The organism is Dentiradicibacter hellwigii, assembly GCF_041770905.1.
GTDB lineage: Bacteria > Pseudomonadota > Gammaproteobacteria > Burkholderiales > Rhodocyclaceae > Propionivibrio > Propionivibrio hellwigii.
In genome coordinates, this window is the sequence record NZ_JBEUWX010000003.1 from 19,336 (window position 1) to 38,489 (window position 19,154).

General features: G+C 62.0%; 12 protein-coding genes. 4 read left to right on the forward strand and 8 right to left on the reverse strand.

Annotation, left to right across the window (positions count from 1 at the left end):
• Positions 1-180 precede the first annotated feature (180 nt).
• The 3 genes from ABCS64_RS11030 to ABCS64_RS11040 all read left to right on the forward strand — a co-directional run bounded on the left by ABCS64_RS11030 (position 181) and on the right by ABCS64_RS11040 (position 2,643).
• On the forward strand, positions 181-1,371 hold the full coding sequence (locus tag ABCS64_RS11030) for an amino acid aminotransferase (RefSeq protein WP_418891950.1): 1,191 nt from the start codon (positions 181-183) through the stop codon (positions 1,369-1,371).
• A gap of 208 nt (positions 1,372-1,579) precedes the next feature.
• Positions 1,580-1,984, forward strand: coding sequence for a DUF4878 domain-containing protein (locus ABCS64_RS11035; RefSeq protein WP_418891951.1), 405 nt, complete (start codon positions 1,580-1,582; stop codon positions 1,982-1,984).
• Positions 1,981-2,643, forward strand: coding sequence for a YiiX/YebB-like N1pC/P60 family cysteine hydrolase (locus ABCS64_RS11040; protein ID WP_418891952.1), 663 nt, complete (start codon positions 1,981-1,983; stop codon positions 2,641-2,643). The genes ABCS64_RS11035 and ABCS64_RS11040 overlap by 4 nt, the downstream gene beginning before the upstream one ends.
• A gap of 1,004 nt (positions 2,644-3,647) precedes the next feature.
• Here the strand turns inward: ABCS64_RS11040 and ABCS64_RS11045 are convergent.
• The 5 genes from ABCS64_RS11045 to ABCS64_RS11065 form a co-directional block, all read right to left on the reverse strand.
• Positions 3,648-4,349 carry an HAD-IA family hydrolase gene (locus ABCS64_RS11045; protein WP_418891953.1) on the reverse strand — a complete coding sequence of 234 codons (702 nt, stop codon included), beginning with the start codon at positions 4,347-4,349 and terminating at the stop codon, positions 3,648-3,650.
• Between the two features lie 175 nt (positions 4,350-4,524).
• Positions 4,525-5,292: a DUF3750 domain-containing protein gene (locus ABCS64_RS11050; RefSeq protein WP_418891954.1), complete on the reverse strand. Its 768-nt coding sequence runs from the start codon at positions 5,290-5,292 to the stop codon at positions 4,525-4,527.
• Between the two features lie 18 nt (positions 5,293-5,310).
• On the reverse strand, positions 5,311-7,272 hold the full coding sequence (locus tag ABCS64_RS11055) for an MFS transporter (RefSeq protein ID WP_418891955.1): 1,962 nt from the start codon (positions 7,270-7,272) through the stop codon (positions 5,311-5,313).
• Positions 7,273-7,298: 26 nt separating this feature from the next.
• On the reverse strand, positions 7,299-9,539 hold the full coding sequence (gene aas, locus ABCS64_RS11060) for a bifunctional acyl-ACP--phospholipid O-acyltransferase/long-chain-fatty-acid--ACP ligase (RefSeq protein ID WP_418891956.1): 2,241 nt from the start codon (positions 9,537-9,539) through the stop codon (positions 7,299-7,301).
• Positions 9,540-9,574: 35 nt separating this feature from the next.
• Positions 9,575-10,351, reverse strand: a complete 777-nt coding sequence (locus tag ABCS64_RS11065) for a hypothetical protein (protein WP_418891957.1) — start codon at positions 10,349-10,351, stop codon at positions 9,575-9,577.
• Between the two features lie 127 nt (positions 10,352-10,478).
• On the opposite strand from ABCS64_RS11065, the gene ABCS64_RS11070 reads away from it, so the two are divergent.
• The gene (locus ABCS64_RS11070; RefSeq protein ID WP_418891958.1) at positions 10,479-11,210 is read left to right on the forward strand and encodes a helix-turn-helix domain-containing protein; all 732 of its coding nucleotides are present in this window, start codon (positions 10,479-10,481) and stop codon (positions 11,208-11,210) included.
• Between the two features lie 470 nt (positions 11,211-11,680).
• Here the strand turns inward: ABCS64_RS11070 and ABCS64_RS11075 are convergent, their stop codons facing one another.
• The 3 genes from ABCS64_RS11075 to ABCS64_RS11085 form a co-directional block, all read right to left on the reverse strand.
• Positions 11,681-13,540 carry a hypothetical protein gene (locus ABCS64_RS11075; RefSeq protein WP_418891959.1) on the reverse strand — a complete coding sequence of 620 codons (1,860 nt, stop codon included), beginning with the start codon at positions 13,538-13,540 and terminating at the stop codon, positions 11,681-11,683.
• A 925-nt stretch (positions 13,541-14,465) separates the two neighbouring features.
• Positions 14,466-15,845 carry an IS1380 family transposase gene (locus ABCS64_RS11080; RefSeq protein WP_418889980.1) on the reverse strand — a complete coding sequence of 460 codons (1,380 nt, stop codon included), beginning with the start codon at positions 15,843-15,845 and terminating at the stop codon, positions 14,466-14,468.
• Positions 15,846-16,154: 309 nt separating this feature from the next.
• Complete coding sequence (locus tag ABCS64_RS11085; protein WP_418891960.1) at positions 16,155-19,142, reverse strand: secretin N-terminal domain-containing protein; 2,988 nt, start codon at positions 19,140-19,142, stop codon at positions 16,155-16,157.
• Positions 19,143-19,154: the final 12 nt, after the last annotated feature.

The following is a 19,154-nucleotide window of genomic DNA, read 5'->3' on the forward strand; positions in this document are numbered from 1 at the left end:
CCCGGCAAGTAAGCACGGCGTGGGCATTGAGGAACCCGATTCGGCATTTCGGGCTGGCGTGCTGGTTCTGGTAGTACGCATATTCGGCGTGCCAGCATAAGCCCTCCGCCACGGCGTTCATCTTGTTCCGGCTGATGCTGGTCTTTTCCTGACTTCCCGATTTTCTGACAGGTTTTCATCATGTTCCAACACGTTCCTCCCTATCCCGGCGATCCGATCCTCGGCCTGATGGCGGCTTTTCTTTCCGACACGCGCCCGCGCAAGGTCAATTTGGGCATCGGCATCTATTACGACGAATCAGGCAAGGTGCCGGTGCTGCGCTGCGTGCAGGCGGCCGAGGCGCGCATTGCCGCAATGGCGTTGCCCAAGGCTTATCTGCCCATGGAGGGGCTGGAGGCGTACCGCACAGCGGTACAGAAGCTCTTGTTTGGCGAGGATCATCCGCTGCTCAAAGCCGGGCGCGTGGCGACCATCCAGACGATCGGCGGCTCAGGCGCTCTCAAGGTGGGGGCGGATTTTCTCAAGGCGACTTTTCCCGATTCACAGGTCTGGGTCAGCGACCCGACCTGGGACAACCACCGCTCGATCTTTGCTGGCGCCGGGTTTGTCGTCAATGATTACCCGTATTACGACGGTAAAAAGGGCGTCTTGAGCATTGAGGCCATGCTGGACTGCCTCAAATCGCTGCCGCGCCGCAGCATCGTCCTGTTGCACCCCTGCTGCCACAACCCGACCGGCCTCGACCCCAGCCGGGAACAATGGCTGCGCATTCTTGACGTGCTCAAAGCGGGCGAGCTGATTCCTTTTCTGGACATTGCCTATCAGGGCTTTGGCGACGGCTTCGAGGAAGATGCATTTTTTGTCCGCGCATTGGCGGACGCCGGCCTTAGCTTTGCCGTTTCCAATTCCTTCTCCAAGAATTTTTCGCTCTATGCCGAGCGCTGCGGCGGGCTGTCCATCATCTGCCCGGATGCGCAGCAGGCGGCGCAGGTATTTGGCCAGCTTAAATTCAACATCCGCCGCAACTATTCCAGCCCGCCCATGTACGGGGCGCTGGTCGTCTCGACGGTGCTGGGCGATCCCGCACTGAAAGCCGAGTGGCAGGCCGAGGTCGGCGAAATGCGCACGCGCATCAAGGCCATGCGCCAGCGTCTTTTCGACGTGCTTTCGGCCAAAGCGCCGGGGCGCGACTTCGGCTACCTCATCACCCAGCGCGGCATGTTCAGCTACTCCGGCCTCTCGCCGGAGCAGGTCGACCGCCTGCGCGAAGAATTCGGCGTCTATCTCGTCCGCACCGGCCGCATGTGCATCGCCGGGCTGAATGAAGGCAACGTCGATTACGTGGCCGAATCCATCGCCGCCGTGCTGTAGACCACGCACGGTGACGGGCGGGCAGCCTTTCCGCTTTCTGTTTTGCCGGAAGCCGAAAGGCGGCGCCCGCCACAGCCAGCGACCCGCTCCACCCGCGTTTTCCCTACACCACGCTACCGCGACCCATTCAGCCCAGCCCGCCAGCCTCTGTTCGGCGGTTTAAAATTGCTTTTCTCATCACCGTATATTTCTCGATAAGGATTCCGCCATGCGTGTAATCAACAAATGCCTTTCCGTGCTTGCCATTTTATTTCTGCTGGCTGCCTGTTCGAGCAGTTCGCCAGAAAAAACGGCCAAAAAATTCATTGCCGAAAGCTACAGCGGCAATGCCGATGCGGTCATTGCGATGATTTATATGCCCGACGAGCGGAAAGAAAAGCCCGGCGAAAAAGAAATTGTCAGCGGCAAAGTCAAGGCAAGCGTAGCCAAACAAAAGAAATATGCCGAAGAACGCGGCGGCATCGCAGAAATCACGGCGGAACCGGCCCGGTTTGATCCCGAAGACAACAAGCGGGCCAACGTCAGGGTCAAAATCCGCTTCAAGCTAGGAGATACGCGGCAGGATTATGTGAGGCTGATCGACACCGGCACAGGCTGGAAAGTCCGGCTGTGACATTTTGGAAAAACCGCCCGCGCCAGCGGACGGTTTTATTATTTGCGGCCGCCCTCTCGTTATCGGCGGCCCTCTCGGCCGCCGCCTGGATCGGGTTCGCGCATGACCGGCAACCGCCCGCAAAGCCTCTGCCGGCGCCGCAACCGCAGGCATTGCTGCCCGACACATCCCGCTTGCAGGCCGGCGACTGGATCTTCCGAAGCGGCGTTTCCGTCGATAGCCGCTTCATCAAGCGCATCAGCCACAGCCCGTATTCGCATATCGGCATGGTGGTGCAGACCGACCCGCATATTGTCGTCGCGCACGCCACCACCGATGACGACCCCAATTTGCCCAATCAGGTTCTGCTCACGCCACTGGCCGACTTCGCGGCGGCGGACAAGGCGGATGCGGTGGCCGTCGCCCGCCCGCGTTTTCTCAACGCCAGCCAGCGCCGGCAAAGCGCCGACTACGCCGCCCGTCTGCAAGGCAAACCGTTCGTGCTGGACGAACGCAATCATCAGCCGTTTTACTGCACGCACGTAGTGCTCGATGCCGTGCGCCGGCACGCGCCGCAATTCAATCCGAAATGGCAGTACCTGGACATCGCCGTATTTCGCGGCGAATACCTGTTCCCCGAAGCGTTCACCCATGAAGACATCGCGTGGATATATCGCTGAACCTTGCATGGCGGCTTTCCCTAATCGCGGTTCCCTTGGTAGACATACCGCGTTGGCCTTGCCTTGCCTTTTATAGCGGCTTCCTTTACCAAACTACGGCGTTGGCTCGCCTTGTCTTTTAACAAAGTCGAGCCGCTATTAAGCTTCTGTAGCACCCCTCTGAAATCCGTAAAAACAGGGTAGAAAACATAAAATGCCCGGAGGTCCCCGTAAATAAAGGGGTTCAGAGCATCAAAAAACATAAACCGGAACACTGTGCCCAACCAACCCTCTGAAACCCTTTATCCACGGACATCTCCAAGGATGCCCAGAACCCCTTATACACAGAGCATCTCAGAGCACTCGCCCGGAAACGCCCTATCCACGCGGCGTTCGGAGCACCTACCTAGAGCATCTTTATCGACGCGGGTTTCCAGATATGCCCTTTCGCGTATTCGATCACCACGAAGCACCCCAAAACCCCTTAGGCGCAGCCGCAGGCGCGGGGCAGCTTAGCGGGAACAAGGGCTTGATTATTTGAGCGCAGCGAGTTAATCAAGCCCGCCGCCACGCTGCCCGCGGCAAGGAGTCATCTGCGCCTGGGGTCGCCTTTCTTTGCTGACTTTCTTTGGCGAGGCAAAGAAAGTCAGCGGGGCGCGCTGCCGCTCAGCGCAACGACATCAAGAGAAGTTCCGTGGGTGGAAGTCAGCGCACAGGCCTTGGTAATTCCTATATTTAAAGTATCTCAGGGCACCTGCCCGCTAGCCCGCGTATTTAGGGCGTTTCCGGGCACCCTATCCGCAAACGCCCTATTTATAAGGGTTCCAGAGGCACCTGCCTGTAAACGCCCACTCCACGCGGGGTTGCGGGCAGCCGTTTTTAAAGACCAGACAATCTATAGCGGCTCAACTTTGCCAAAAGACAAGGCGGCGAGCCGATGACAGTACAAGTAGTACGGCAAGGCAAGGCCAACACAGCAACGCCGTATTTTGGCAAAGGGGGCCGCTATCAAGCGGGAGTGCGCTTCAGGTCAGGTACGCGGCCAGTTCGTCCAGCGCAGCGATATGCGTGACCCGCTCGATCAGGCGGACGGGCAGTCCGGCCGGCTCGTGCAGCGAAAAAACCTGCATGCCGGCGGCCAGCCCGGCTTCGATGCCCGGCAGGCTATCTTCGACGACGGCGCAGTATTCCGGCGCAACGCCCATGTGCTCGGCGGCGAGGAGAAAGAGGCGCGGGTCGGGCTTGAAAAAACCGCTTTCGTAGGCTGAAAAGACACGCTCGCCAAAAAAACGGTCGAGTCCGGTCAGCGCCAGCGTCAGATCGATCTTCCGGCGCGGGCCGTTTGTCGCCAGACAAAAAGGGATGCGCAGGCCGGCGAGCAAGGCTTCCGCACCGGGCATCGGCAGCAGCGATTGACGGAAACGCTCGGCCTGCCGTTCGCGCACATGGCGCGTAAAGTCCGTCCAGTAAGCCTCATCGCGCGCGGGCTGCGTTTCCGGTGAATTGGCCGCGATCCAAGCCACGCAGTCGGCCATGCGGCTGCCGCGGAAACACCGGAACGCCTCTTCGCGCGAGCGCGTCAGCCCGATCCGCACGGCCTGTTCGTAGAGCACTTCCATGCCCGGTTCTTCGCTGTCGATCAGCGTGCCGTCGGCATCGAAAATCGCCGCCCTGATCCCCCTGCCCGGCGCAGCCGCCGCATGGCTCATCATTTTTCTGTCGTTCATTTTTCGTTCGCGATCCGTCACGATTCGCCCAACCTGACCGATCTGTCGCGCCCTGCCCGTATTCGGCGGCAGCAACGATACGACGCGGCGCCGGGGCGCGCAACGCCGTTGATTGGGCGGCAAACACCCGCTTTGCCGGACGCCGGTGAAATCTGCCGCAGCGCGTCGCCGGCCGTCACGGCAGCCGTCCGGCGAAAGGCAAACGCAGGCCGAGCGGCCGGACGTCGATGCCGAAATTGAGCCCCAGCACGTTGGCTTCAAAGCCCTCTTCCGGCCCGACGCTCAGGCCAAGCATGCCCAGCAGAGAAACCTGTCCGCCGCTGCCGCTGGGCGAGCGCCCGAACGGATGGGCAAGCGGCCGGTAGTCCTTGCCAATGGCGTTGGCCGGCAGATCGAGCGCCAGCGCCGGCGTTTCGCGGCCAATGTGCGCGATGAAGGTGTTGCTGTTGGGGCCGGGATAGCTGCGGTACTCGCGCGGATAGGGGTAACTGCGGACGGCCGCCTCAATGCGGTTGATCATCGCCTCGACGCCCGCACCGCGATGCTCGATGAGCAAGCGCGGTCGCTTGCCGGCCCAAAAGGCATCGGGCAGGTCGGCGTTGCGCTTGACGACGCTGCCGCCGCCCCAGCCTATGACCTCGTAGCGGGTGAACGCCGTCTGCCCCGCCCGCTTGTAGATCAGCCACGGATGCACGGCCACGTAGCCCCGCCAGCCATAGGTGGGCGCGACGTACACCTGCACGATGGCCGTGTCGACGTGCTTTTTCGGGTCGGGCGCCAGTCCCGCCGAGCGGCGCGGCATCGTACGCCAGTCGATGCGCCGGCCGTCGTTGTGCCAGGCGGACAGCCCGCCGCCCAGCAGCAGCGCGACGCCAAAGCCCAGGGCAAAAATCACGCCCGCCCCTTTGAGCGCGCGCAAAAATATTTTTGCAAAGCGTTTCATGGAAAATTCACTGACCCATCATAATCGGGATTGTACGGTTTGGGCATCGGCCAGGAAACACAGCGCCTGCCGCACGGATTCAGCGGCCGCTGCCGAGGCGGCCTGCGGCGCGCCGACCGTGACGGCAACCCGGCGGAACGGGCGCAGCCGCGCCAGACGCTGACCAAGGCGCAGGCGGGCGGCAGCGAAGGCGCTGTCCTCCAGCCCATGCAGCGCCAGAGGCAGCACGGGTGTTGCCGGATGCCGCGCGCGCAGCACCTCGAGCAGCGCCGCAAACCACGGGCAGAAGGGACGTACCTGCCCGTCGGCCTCAGTGCCGGTTTCGGGAAAAACGACTACGATTTCACCGGCAGCCAGCGCCGATTCGATGGCGGCTTGCGCCGTCTGCATGGCCGCCGACGGCGCGCCGTCTCTTGCGGCCTCGCCGACCTGACCGGCCTCCCCAGGCAAAGGGATCGCCCGGCCTTCACGCAGCACGGCGCCGAGCAGCGGCCGCGCAAAGTGCCTCGGGTCGATGGCAAAACGCGGCGGGCGGACGCTGGCGGCTGTAATCAGAAGGACATCGGCAAGGCTGGTATGGTTGCTGACCAGCAGCGCGCCGCCGCTTTCCGGCACCTGTTCAATGCCCCGTTTCTCCAGCCGGTAGGCGGAATGAACGAGCAGCCAGACGACAAAGCGGATGAGGAACTCCGGCACCAGGCGGTAGATGTACGCCGCCACGACGACATTGAACAGCGCCGTCGCCAGAAAGAGCTGCGGAATCGACAGCCCCAGCGCGAACAGCGCCATGGAAACGACAGCGGAAATCACCATGAACAGGGCGTTGAGAATATTGTTGGCGGCGATGATGCGCGACTGGTGGCTTTTCTCGCTGCGCGTCTGGATGAGGGCGTAGAGCGGCACGATGTAGAAGCCGCCAAACAGCCCCAGCAAGGCGATGTCCAGCAGCACGCGCCAGTGCGTGGCTTGCCCCAGCGCGCCCAGAAAATCATAAGCGCCGTGGGCAAGCCCGGCGGGCAGGCTGGCTGCGCCAGCGTTCAGGCTCGCCCAGTAGAGGTCGACGCCGAAAACCGTCAGGCCGATAGCGCCGAAAGGCACCAGGCCGATTTCCACCTTGCCGCCGGAGAGTTTTTCGCACAGCAGCGAACCGATGCCGATGCCGAGCGAGAACACCGTCAGGAGCAGGATGAAAACGCTTTCATCGCCGTGCAGCACGTCTTTGGTGAAGGTGGGAAACTGCGCCAGAATCGTTGCCCCGTAAAACCAGAACCACGAAGTCCCGAGCAGAGACAGCCAGACGGTGCGGTTGCCGCGCGCAAATTTCAGGTTGCGCCAGGTTTCGCTCACCGGATTCCAGTTGATGCGCAGCTGGGGGTCGGCGGCTGGCGAATGCGGCACGCCGCGGCTGACCCAGTACCCCGCAACGGCCACGGCGATAACCGTCGCCGACGTCAGCAGTGCGCCGTCATTGGCCATTGCCAGCCACGCGCCGAGAATCTCGCCGGCCAGGATGGCGACGAAGGTGCCCATTTCGACCATGCCGTTGCCGCCGATCAGTTCTTCCTCGCGCAGATGCTGCGGCAAATAGGCGTACTTGACCGGGCCGAACAGCGTCGATTGCGCGCCCATCAGAAACAGGGCGGCAACAAGCGGCCAGAAGCTGCGAGCCATGAAGCCCCAGGCAGCGAGCAGCATGATGCCGATTTCGAGGCATTTGGTCAGGCGCACCAGCATCGATTTTTCGTATTTGTCGGCGATCTGCCCACTAGTCGCCGAAAAGAGAAAGAACGGCAGGATGAACAGGCCGGGCAGCAGGGTCGCCAGCATCTTGCCGTCCAGCGTGGTGAGCTGCCCGGCGCGAAAAGTGACCAGCGTGATCAGCGCCGTCTTGAACGCATTGTCGTTAAACGCGCCGAGAAACTGGGTGAAAAAGAAGGGACGGAAGCGCTGCTCGCGCATCAGTTGAAACTGGTTACTCATGGTGATGATTTCTCCAGCGTGTTTGCTCAGGCGCCGGCAGTGGCCGCGCTCCGGGCGGAGGGGTCGCTTGGTGTGCTTTGTCCACTCTCACTGCTTTCACCGTTCCCACTGTTTTTACCGCCCTCATCGCCTGCGTTCTCCTCGGCCATGCGCTTGAGCGTGACGTAATCGGTTTTGCCGGAGCCGAGCAGCGGAATGGCCGCCACATGGCGAATGATGCGCGGCACCGAAAGTTCTGTGGAACCGGCGGCCTTGGCAGCGGCAAGCAGCTGCTCGCGCGTGAGCGCGGGCGCCGTGGTGAACAGCACCAACGCCTCGCCCTTGGCCGCGTCGCTGCGCGTTGATGCGGCGTGGGCAAAGCCTGGCGCAGCGTCGGCCGCGTTCTTCTCGACGACTTCGAGCGAAATCATTTCACCGGCAATCTTGGCAAAGCGCTTGATTCGCCCGCGAATGGTCACAAAGCCTTCATCGTCGATCGTCACGATGTCGCCCGTTGCGTACCAGCCCGCACCCTTGGCGGCCGGCGGCTGAATCACGCCGGGCTGGTCGTAGAGCAGGTAGCCCTTCATCACGTTCGGCCCCTTCACGTACAGCGCCCCGCCGTTATCGATGCCGGGCACCGGCTCCAGCACCTGTTCAATGCCGGGCAGAAGCTGGCCGACCGTGCCGATCTTGCAGGCCATGGGCACATTGACGGCGACGACCGGCGCGCATTCGGTGACGCCGTAGCCCTCCAGAATGCGGATGCCGAACTTCTCAATCCATAGGCGGCGCACTTCTTCGGAAAGTTTTTCGGCGCCGGCAACGACGTAGCGCAGCCGCCCGAAATCGTAGGGATGCGCGTACTTGCCGTAGTTGCCGAGGAAGGTAGACGTCCCGAACAGCACGGTGCAGTCGCGGTCATAAACGATCTCCGGAATGATGCGGTAGTGCAACGGGCTGGGGTAGAGAAACACCTTGCAGCCGGCCACCAGCGGCAGCAGCACGCCGCAGGTGAGGCCGAAGGAGTGGAACAGCGGCAGCGCCATCATGAACTTGTCGTGCGGCGTAAAATCGGCGACGGCGCGAATCTGCGCAACGTTGGAAAGCAGCGAATTGTGCGAATGCACGACGCCCTTGGGCTTACCCTCGGAGCCGGAAGTAAACAGCACCACGGCGGGGTCGTCGGGCGTTTGCGGCACGGCCGCGCCGGCGGGGAAATACATGCGCCAGAGCAGCCAGAGCTTATCGGCCGAGGTGATCTGTGCGCGGAAGTCTTCCACATAGACGATCCGAATCGCTCCCGCCTCGGCCAGCTGCGCAACCGTCGCCGTCAGGCGCGCCTTTTCGATGAAGCCGCGCGAAGCGATGACGGTTTTGATGCCGGCTGCGACGCAGGCCGAACGCATGCCGTCCGCGCCGGCCGTATAGTTGAGCAGCGCCGGCACGCGCCTGCCGATCGACAGCGCCAGAATCAGCCCCATGGCGGGCGCGGCGTTGGGCATGAGCAGGCCGACGATTTCGCCGGGCTGGCTCAGCCGGCCGGTAATGCGCGACAGCCCCAGCGACATTTTGAGCAGCGAGCCGTAGGATTCCTCGACGAGGCGGATATCCTCGACCAGCTTGTACTGCGCGCCGAAAATCGCGCGGCCTTCGAGGAACGCCTCGAACAGCGTACGCTGCGGCCGCGTCGCCACCAGCATGTCGAGCAGGATGTGGCGCATCAGCTCGCCGGCGCGGCGGCGGCGCTCTTTGGCGGAAGGCAAATCGGGCATGGGAATCGCGCGGCGCGGCAGTACCGTCATCGTCACCTTCGGGAACAGCTTGCGCGGATAGATGCCCGCCAGCCGGCCAAAATAGCTGCGCGCCGCCCCGTCGATGCGCACGGGCACGACGGTCGCGCCGGTTCGGGCGGCCACGAAGGCGGCGCCGTCATAGACCTTCATCAGCGAGCCGGTTTTGGTGATGCGCCCTTCGGGAAAAATCACTACCGGCTGGCCGGTTTCCACCAGCTTGACGATCTGCTTCATGGCCAGCGGGCTGGTGGACTCGACCGTCAAATGCGGCACAAAGCGCAGCATGAAGCGGAAAAACGGGCGCGCCGCAATTTGCGAATGAATGACAAACACGGCATCGACCGGCATCATCAGCCCGATCAGCAGGCCGTCGAGAAACGACTCGTGATTGGCTACAATCAACGTTCTCTCATTGCTAAATACTGCCGTGTCGCCCTGTAGTTCGACGCGGAACAGGGCTTTCATTACAAAGCGCAGCAAGGCTTTGAGCATGGGAGTTCCTTTCTTTTTTGTCTCTCGTTATTTCTTTATTTCTGACGGGCAGGCTGACGGGATCGCCGCACCAGGTCGGCCACAATGACGCCGGCGGCGGCCGTTGCCAGCAGATGCTTGAGCGTGTGGCCGGTCAGCCCGCCGAGCAGACGGCCGATTTCGTGGTCGTACAGCTCGGCCGCTTTGGCTACGGCGTATAGTAGCAAAGCGATGCCAAATGCACGACGCTCGGCCACCGGACGGCCGCGCAGCCATTGCCACATCGGCACCAGAACGAAAGGCGCGATTTGCAGCAGCAGGTAGCAGCGCAGGTCGCCCTGCCCGCGCAATTCCGTGGCATACCACCAGAACACGCTGAACACGGCGAAAACCGCGAGCAGCGCGCTCAGCCAAGCGCCGCTGCACCTGCTCGCCGCGTGCGTTTCGCCCCAAACCCCCGCCAGCAGGCCGGCGCAGGCCAGCGCGATGGGCAGCCGATCCCAGATCAGGCGGGCGTTATCCGGCGCCAGGTGATACCAGGCCGAGCCGAACGCCGTCAGCAACAGGGCGGCCAGAAACAGCCGGTAGCCCGGCGCGCCGCCACCCAGCGCGCGGAAACGCTCACCGCCTCTCAGCCGCGCCCAACCCCAGAGCGCGACGAGGGCAAAGCCCAGGTTGGAAACGACATCTCGCGCATGGGGAATCCCCAGCACCGGCGTCTGGTCGGCAAAATCATGGTAATGAGGCAACTGGCCAACCGGCCCGTGGCACAGTGCGGCCAGCAGCAGGGCGCAGAGCGCCGCCCAGGGCAGGCATCGAGCGATGTTTTTCATCATTGTTCTCCTCAAACAAGGTGCGCTCAGAATGCCAAAAGGGAGATTAAAAAGATACTAATTCATTATTCGTATTAGGTATAATCTTATTTAGTATTAAATATCGAGACTTTTTAAGGTGCATGCCATGAATGAAACCCGTCAGCTCGTCAACACGCTCAAACGCCGCCTCAAAATCCAGGGCATGACTTACCGCGATCTGGGGCAGGCGCTGCATCTGTCAGAAGCCAGCGTCAAGCGCCTGTTCGCTTCCGGGCGCTTCAGCCTCGACCGGATCGTCGACATCGCGCATCTGCTCGGCTACACGCTCGCCGAACTGGCGCAGGAAGCGGCGGTGGCGGAAAAGCGCCTGCACACGCTGAGCGCAGTGCAGGAAAAGGAACTGGTTTCCGACGTAAAGCTCCTGCTCGTCGCCGTCTGTGTGCTCAACCAGTGGGAAATCGCCGACATCGTCGAACGCTACCAAATCAGCGAAGCCGAATGCATCGGACGACTCGTCCGGCTCGACCGCCTGCGGCTAATCACGCTGATGCCCGGCAACCGCATTCGCCTAAACGTCGCCCGCGACTTTGACTGGCTGCCGCACGGGCCGATTCGCTCCTACTTCCGCGAACACGGCATGCATGACTTTCTCTCCGGCGAGTTTGCCGGCGAAAACGCCGTCATGGCTTTTTCCCACGCCATGCTGACCGATGCCGCCATCGCCAGAATGCAGACGGAAATGCGCCGGCTGCGCCAGAAATTCGCCGAGCTGCACGAAGAAAGCCTCGCTTCGCCCCTGCCCAAACGCCACGGCACGGGCATGCTGATCGCCTTGCGCGAGTGGGAAATCGGCGCGTTCAGCGCCCTGCGCCGCTAAGCCTTAGACAAATGCAGGCAGCGCATTACCCACTTGGCGTGACAGGCCATCATTTCTAAAAGGGGGCTCGCAAGCCCGTGTCAGTCGGGCATCTCCGAAAGGGTGCTCTGGAATCCTTGTAAATAGGGCATCTCCGGACCCCCTACCCGGAAGCCCTTTATCCACGCGGGTTTCAGGGCATCTCTTGAAAAGCCCTGCGCCCTGTCGGGCACTGTAGCGAATTCACTTAACGTTTGCTACGGCGTTGCTGCGCCTTGCCGTACTACTTGTACTATTCGCGGCTGGCTGCTTTGTATCGAAAGCTAATTTAACCCGCTATAAAAGAGCCTTCTCCTTGTGGAGAGGGCAGAAATACGGGCAAAAAAAGAGGGGCAATGCCCCTCTTTGTAACTGCTGCCGGCAAGGTTGCCGGCTTTGCCGTTTTTGCGCCTTCCGGGATCGGCGGGCGACCCCGGAAAGACAGCACCCAATTAGCGGAGGTTGAGACCGCTGTTGGCGTCCTGGCTGATGAACTGCTGACCGCTAACGTCGTCTGGCGTAGTCTTCGCAGCACGGTCTTCGCGGCCTTCGAAGTCAACACCCTGGCTGTTCGAGGCTTCGAACATTTCGCCGGTAGCGTTATTGACGACGTAGTTTTGAACACGCAGCGATTGAGCGGTATTGGAGGTGATACGCAGACGCGGCGCACCGGTTTGATTTTCGTCGGCGCGCAGATTTGCTGCCTCGCCGTTGTTGGCGTTTGCATCGGCCGCTTCAGGTTCATTGACCAGCATCGCTTCGAGCTGTGGCGAGGTCAGGTTGGTGACGCCGCGCACCGGCAGTTGGGCAATCTTGCCCCACTTGCCGATCTTGCCATCCTGATGGATGATCTGGGCGTAGACGTCCGCCGCCGAGCTGTCGCTGTTGTTGATGAGGCGAATCACCGACATCCAGCCGCTGGTGGCAACGCCTGCGGCCGGCGCGTAGTTACGCACGTCGATCTTCAGGCCACCGCCCATGCCGAACAACTGGCCGTTACAGACGTTGTCCTGTTCAAACAAATTAGGATTGGCGGTTGGCTTGTCCAGATCGGCGCGCGCCCAGAAACTGGAGGCAGGAATCGTCTCCGCACCGGGCACACGGTAACAGATATAGGCAGGACCCGTACCGGCTACCGGGAAGAGCGTATTGATGGATCCGGTAGGCACGGTCGGCGTCACCGGGCCGGCCGCATTGGCCGCGTTAATGTCAACGCCGCCGAGGTCGGTGCCACAGTTCACCTGTTCGGAGATAAAGACGCGGCCGCCCGGAACAAAGCCATTAGATGCATAAACCTTAACCTTGAAGCTTTCCACTTCTACCGGGCCGTCATTCCGGGTTGCCGGCGCTTGCCCCAGCACGCCCGGCCCAGCCGACAGCAGGTACTTGTCAGTGACGTTTGCATCAGAACCCACCGCATTCTGCACCAGCGTGACCTTACCCATATTGGCCAGTGTGGGGTTGACAAAGGCTTCACCCGGCCTTGCCATTTGGAATTGCATCGAACCGCCCGGGGACAGGCGCACCGCGCCGGTCGACGGCTCTACATTAATCTTGATGTTGGTCGGGAAGGTAAACAGCGTGCCCTCGTTGGTCGAAGCGGCACGTGTGTGTTCGTCAGGCGTACCGTTCGTCCCTGCCACAGCCATCGCAGCCGGATTAGCCAAGCCGATAAAGTGCTTGATGTCGACCTTGATTTCTTTGTTATCGATACACTTGGCGGCGAAGTTGTTGTCGTTCGTACCGGCCGTCCCTTCATAATCGGCGACGATATCGCCGACAACCGACTTGAGGTTGTTAATTTCGTTACGCTGCGCGGAAACGTCCGTCAAAGCCACGCCATTGATTGTGTTCTTCGTCGTGTTGACGGAAATAAGGGGCTGGCGGATCGTTGCATTTGGCCCCTGCGCCACGTCGAAGGTCACCCACAGGGTCTTGCCGTCAGCGGTCAGGCCCTTGCCGACGATCTGATAGGCAGCCTGGGCGCCGCCGCCAGGCGCGCCGGCCGTCTGGTCCTGAACCACGTTGCTTATACCGTCGGTAATGGAAAAAGCTCCGTCACCCGGAACTGCAACCCACTTGCCTGCGGACAGGGTGAACTGCATCTGAAAGACTTGGTGGTTCGCCGTCGCGGTAACGTCACCGGTGAAGCGGTAAGCGATCTGCGGCGAAACGATGTTCATGTCATCGGCGGTAATGACTTCGCGCGCGATCGGCGTCGAAGATGACTGGATCTGACCGGCCATGACGCCGCCGGCAGCGATGGCAGCGAGGGCGCCAACGACTAAACGTGAAGCAAGAGTTTTATTCATCTAGGGATCCTCAAAAAAAAATTTAAGCGTTGCGCCTGGCAGTCAAACGGACAGAACAAGCAAGCCGCCCTGCCGATACGCTGCGCGACCAGTCGACTGACCGCGCCGCCCAAAGGTGAACAAACAACAACAAAACCTTGAAATTCCCGTACTTGTCGCGCTCTGCCTGCATACACCGCAGCACGGAACGCCACTCACTTTTACAAGGTTTCGCATAATTTTACACAAACCAGTGAGATTGACAAGATTTAGGGCGAATATCCGCCCATATTTTTTCACTTTGTCTCATACGCAACATAAATGTAAAAAAATACAGCGACCAAAATATCGAGCACTGTATCAGAAGCGGACACTGCAGTCGGTATTTATGCCGGTTTTTCGATTAGCCCGGCCGGTAACGGCACGCAAGAAACGCTGACGGTTTCGCCCTGCGCCCGATCCGCACTCCCCTACTGATTCCGAAAGTTTGCCGCCCCGTTGCACTCGCCCAAGGAATGCGGGATGCGAGGCCGTAAGTGATTTTCGCGCCGGATGCGTTCAAGGAGCACCCGCCCGAAAAGCGTCGGACACAGACACCACGGTGAAGCTACACGGAGTGGTTCCACGGTAGCATGAGCTACGAGATCGCATGGAGCCGGTTTGGCAGTCTGGCGACATAGACCGGCTGGCGCACCCGGTGGCGATAAAGGGCTAACCCGCATTTCTCACACTCTCACGGTTCGGCCCCCGTTGGCGCGGTTTTTTCCTTCACGCGTCGCCGTGACCGCGAGGATTCAGGCCTGCGAGCGGCCAATGGAGTGCAGGCGGGTGAGGTTCTGCGAGCGGTCAGGTGCGTTGAGGGGGCAAGCGGCGCTGTTTGGGCATGAGACCGCCTCGCGCGAACGGGAGCGCGATCGGATCAGCAGGGCCACGGTGGCGTGGCGGATCAGCCGGGGGCGAGTCTGGCCTGGGCCAGGCGCCAGGTGGTCTGGAACGGATGACTGCTGGCCATGCTGACATGGATGCGGCGCACGCTGATCTTGACCCGTGCGCCGATCTTGAGCAGTTTCAGGCGCAGGCTCTCGCAGGTGGCCTCGGCCAGTTCGGTGCCAGCCAGCCCGATGCGGCGCAGCGCTTCGAGCATGACGTAGGCGAAGGAGGCGAACCACAGCCGCAGCTGATTGGCCCGCATCGTCGCCGTTGAGGTGCGATCGGCGAACAGGTGTAGCTGGCACTCCTTGATGCGGTTCTCCATTTCGCCTCGGGCGCAGTACAGCGCCTCGTACAGTTCGCGTGCCGGCCAGCGCTGAGCGTCCAGGCTGGTGACGATGAAGCGCGGATTGGCCTTGCCCGGCAGCTGCTCGGCCTTGCCGACGACCCGCCGGGCGCACGACCAGCTGTCAAGGGTGCGGTAGGTGAAGTCGCGAAACCGCCGTGCGGGCTTGCCGGTCTGGGTGCATTCGGCCTGCGCCTGGCTCATCTCGGTTTCGATCTGGGCCTTGAGCCGGTCGTTCTTGGCCAGCCCGAAGACGAAGTCGATGTGCGTCTGCTCGCACCAACTCATCAAGGCATCGCGCGCAAAGCCCGAGTCGGCACGCAGCACGATGCGCACCTCCGGCCAGTGGCGGCGGATCTGGGTGACGATGCGTTCGAGTTCATCGATGCTGCCCGCCGAGGCATCCGTGTTGGCCCGGCGCAGCTTGGCGGCGAGCAGATGTCGGCCGCAGAAGATGTACAGCGGCAGGTAGCAGTAGCCGCCGTAGTAACCATGGAAGAAACGCCCTTCCTGCTGGCCGTGCAGCGGGTCGTCGGTGGCGTCCAGATCGAGGATGATCTCGTCAGGTGCCTGCTCGTGCGCCTCAATGAAGCACGCGACGAACAGCGACTCGAAGGCCGCCGGATCGTGAGCGATCTTGTGATAGCGCGAACCGTCCTTGGTGTCGGGGGCATGTTCGAGCCGGTTCAAGGTCGACTTGCCCGCCAGCGGCTCGCAGCCCTTGCGCCGAGCGCTGAGCTTACCGGCCAGCGTGGCCAGTACCGGGTCACGGCGCAATTGATCGTGATCGTTCAGGTCCTCGTAGCCCAGCGCGATCCCCACGATCCGTTGCATCACCAACGTGTGCACCGTGTGTTCGATCAGCTCCGGATCGCGCCCATCCTCGAAGCAGGCCGCCACCCGTTCGGTCAGCCGCAAGGTGCGATCGACCTCGCGCAGCAACAGCGCGCCCGCATCCGAACTGATCTGCCCTCCGTCGAAATCCACCGCCACCTGGCGGCCATCAATACGCTTCGCGCATGGGCTGACTACGGTACACTGTGTCGGCATCGCGGCTTCCTCAGAGATATGGTTAAGTCGTTCTCGCAAAAAAACTTTCTTATATCTCCGGCCGCGATGCACCTTCTATCTGTGAGAAATGCGGGCTAAGCGGCCAACGCCGCACCGCTGCGTGCGCTGCCGCCGAAGCAGCTAGTAGAACAGGACTACGACGAGAGACGACCGGCAGCATCCCGCCAGAATATTCGCAGAGCGCCCCGCCGGATGCACTGCGCCGAGGCGGATAAGACATGGGCCGCGCGGGGCGTTCGGCGGAATGGCGGCGAAATAGCGACGCCGCGGCCCGACAATCTCCGTCCGTTATTTGCCGGAACTTGTGCCGGAAGAAGCGCCAGTAGCACCAGCGGCCCCCGCGCCACCAGCGCCGCGCATGAGTTCGAGCAGTTCTTTTTTCATGGCTTCGTCAGTCACCGGTTTGCGCTCGCTCTCGGCCGCGGTATTGGTTGAGGCACCCGCCGATGCATTGCGCGTTGTACCGGCCGGTGCATTGGCTGATGTGCCAGCTGGCGTAGTGGCAGTCGCGCCCTGCTGACTGGAAGCGCCGCGCAGCCCAGACGCCGGTGCTCCCGATGCAGCGCTTCGCCGCGCCGCGGGTGCAGTGGAGCGTGCTGCAGAAGCAGCCACGCCGGAAGCCGCAGCAGCGGATTTATCGGAAGCGCCCGTTTTGGGCAGGTCATCGGGCGGGACAAAGATGCGCGACTGCTCATGCACCGCATTTGCCGACCGCCGCCGCGCGTTCTGCGCCGCATTTTTTGCCTCACTCAGGTCGGTGAGGTGGTAGGGACGGGAGCGGTAGGACGGAGGCGGCGCGTCGTCGGGCGTTGTTCCAGCATTCGGGCGCGTGGTCGGCACGGCGGTCGGCGCCGCGCCGTTTTGCGTCCCCAGTGCCCCCGCCTGGCCGAATCCACCGCTGAAACGGTGGCTGCCGCCGGTGTCGGTCAGTCCGGCACTGCCCGCACTGCCTGCGCCATTGCCGGCTTCGCTGCCCGTTCCGCCGCTGACCTCGCTGCCCGGTACGGGGCGGCGCTCGACGGGCGCCGGCGGCTGCACGGCGTTTTCGGTCAGCGCGTCGCCGTCGGTATTTTTTGTGGAAAGATCCTTGGGTTTGATCTCCTGCGCCCAGGAAAACTGGTTGCGGAAGGTGTCGGTAATGGCGTTGGCGTCGAAATCGTCCTCAACGACGTAGGGCGTCAGCAGGACGATCAGTTCCGTGCGATCGACCGCATTCGCCATGCTGGTGCGGAAAAGCGCACCGAGATAGGGAATGTCCTTGAGGAAGGGGATGCCGGATTTACCTTCCGACTTATTTTCCTGAATGAGGCCGCCGAGAACGATGGTGTTGCCATCAGCGACGCTGACTTTGGTATCGAGCTTGCGTGACAGCACTGGCGGCGTCAGGCTTTGTTGTTTTTGTGCACCGCTTTCCGAAGTCACTTCCTGCACGAGACTCACCTCCTGCGTCACGTCGATTTCGATGCGGCCGCCGGCGTGGATGACGGGCTTGACCTTCAGCATAACGCCGGTCTGGCGGTACTGCACGGTTTGCAGGCTGGCCACCGAAGGAGGATTCGCAGCCCCGCCCGCGTTGCCAACCGGCGTGGTGATCTGGCTGCTCAGGATCGGCACGTCGGTGCCGACCTGGATAGTGGCCGTTTCGCCATTGCGCGCCATGAGGCTGGGGTTGGAAAGCACCTTGATGCGGTTTTCGGTCGATAGCATGCTAAGCAAGGCGCGCGGATCACCCTTCAGCGTCGCCATCCCAATGCGGAAAGTACCAGTTTCAACGGACTTTCCCGGAAGTACCGGCAAAGAAGTGCCAGTGCTGATATTGTGACCGTGCATCTGGAACTGTTGGAGCATCCAGTTGAAACCGAAGGTGTCTTTTTTATTCAAACGAATTTCCGCGATCGTCGCCATCACCAGCGCGGCGCGCGCCGGGCGGTCGAGTTCCTGAAGCAGGCCGTACCATTGCTGGTATTCGGCCGGCGTCGTCTTGATGATGATGCTGTTCCCCGCTTTATTGACGACGACGCGCGAGCTGGGATTCTGGCGTACTGCGGAGGATGCCGGCGTCGCCGCCGCGCCGGGCACCGCCGCGCCGCCTGGTGCGGCAGGTACGGGCGTCGCTGCCGGTTCCGAAGTTGCAGTGCTCTCACCCATGACCTGCGCAAGGGTGGCCGCCAGATCGGCGGCATCGACGTTGCGCACATGGTAGGTAATGTAGCCGCCGCTACGGCTCGGCGGCGTCTGGTCAAGCTCCTGCGCCCAGTGCAAGGTATGTTCGAGGATTTGCTGGTTAGCGGCAAAAACGATGACCGAATTGATCGGCGCCACCGGCACGATCAGCACCGGCGAGGGCGAGGACGATAGCGTCGAGGCGGCATAACCCTCGGCAGTGAGCAGATCGACCAGACGGCGCGCCAGCTCTTCGGCCGACCAGAACACCGGCGCGATACGCACGCTGTAGCGCCCGCGCATCTGCGGCTGATCGAGCAGCTGGATCGCTTCGAGCGCCGTGCGGATGGCGTCCGACTGGCCACTGAGCAGAATCATGTTGCGCCGCGCGTCCTCGGTGGCGGTGACCCGGTTGCCGAACAGCGTGCGCAGCCAGGTCACCGCCTGGGTCGATTGCGTGTGCTCCAGTTCGACCAGAAAGAAAACCGGGCGCAGGCTTTCCGGCACGTCGGGCATGGCGCGGCCGCGCCGGATTTCGGGCAGATAGCCGCTCTGACTGTTTTCCGGCACGACACGGACGAGTCCGTTGAACTCCTGCGCGGCGATGCCGTAGGAGCGCAGTACGGCCTGCGCGGCGGCAAAGATCTGGTCTGCATCCATCGGTGCGCCGCTGCGCAGGCTGACCATATCCGTGCGCTGCGCGACTTGCGGGTCGATGGAAACATTGAGCTTGAGCACGGCGCCAAAAACGGCATTGACGAATTCCGGCAGCGGCATGCTTTGCAGGTTGAGCGTCACGCCCTTTTCGCCGCCTTTTTTCAGGTTGGTCGGCGGCGGCGCATTGCCGGCACTATTTTTTTCGGCAGCAGCTGGCGGCGGCGTCTGATAGAAGGCTGTGCGCCGGTCTTCGTGCATCTGGCCGGTGATCACGGTTTCGTGCGTTTTGTCCCGTTTTTCGATGGGCAGGGACGAACGGACGAAAGGCGTTTCGGCGCAGCCGCTCAGGAACAGGCAGGCGAGGAATGCCAGGTTCGCCGCACGCCGCGCAGAAACGCGGTGCGCTAGAAGCTGCGGCATCAGGGGACGGGCGGCGGGGAGGATGTGGTCGTGCATGAGCGAATTCAC

What these genes read in the sequence shown, in the direction of transcription:
- ABCS64_RS11030 (WP_418891950.1), top strand. Translation starts at nt 181, where the DNA reads ATGTTCCAACACGTTCCTCCCTATCCCGGCGATCCGATCCTCGGCCTG.
- ABCS64_RS11035 (WP_418891951.1), top strand. Translation starts at nt 1,580, where the DNA reads ATGCGTGTAATCAACAAATGCCTTTCCGTGCTTGCCATTTTATTTCTG.
- ABCS64_RS11045 (WP_418891953.1), bottom strand. Translation starts at nt 4,349, where the DNA reads ATGAACGACAGAAAAATGATGAGCCATGCGGCGGCTGCGCCGGGCAGG.
- ABCS64_RS11050 (WP_418891954.1), bottom strand. Translation starts at nt 5,292, where the DNA reads ATGAAACGCTTTGCAAAAATATTTTTGCGCGCGCTCAAAGGGGCGGGC.
- ABCS64_RS11055 (WP_418891955.1), bottom strand. Translation starts at nt 7,272, where the DNA reads ATGAGTAACCAGTTTCAACTGATGCGCGAGCAGCGCTTCCGTCCCTTC.
- aas (WP_418891956.1), bottom strand. Translation starts at nt 9,539, where the DNA reads ATGCTCAAAGCCTTGCTGCGCTTTGTAATGAAAGCCCTGTTCCGCGTC.
- ABCS64_RS11065 (WP_418891957.1), bottom strand. Translation starts at nt 10,351, where the DNA reads ATGAAAAACATCGCTCGATGCCTGCCCTGGGCGGCGCTCTGCGCCCTG.
- ABCS64_RS11070 (WP_418891958.1), top strand. Translation starts at nt 10,479, where the DNA reads ATGAATGAAACCCGTCAGCTCGTCAACACGCTCAAACGCCGCCTCAAA.
- ABCS64_RS11075 (WP_418891959.1), bottom strand. Translation starts at nt 13,540, where the DNA reads ATGAATAAAACTCTTGCTTCACGTTTAGTCGTTGGCGCCCTCGCTGCC.
- ABCS64_RS11080 (WP_418889980.1), bottom strand. Translation starts at nt 15,845, where the DNA reads ATGCCGACACAGTGTACCGTAGTCAGCCCATGCGCGAAGCGTATTGAT.
- ABCS64_RS11085 (WP_418891960.1), bottom strand. Translation starts at nt 19,142, where the DNA reads ATGCACGACCACATCCTCCCCGCCGCCCGTCCCCTGATGCCGCAGCTT.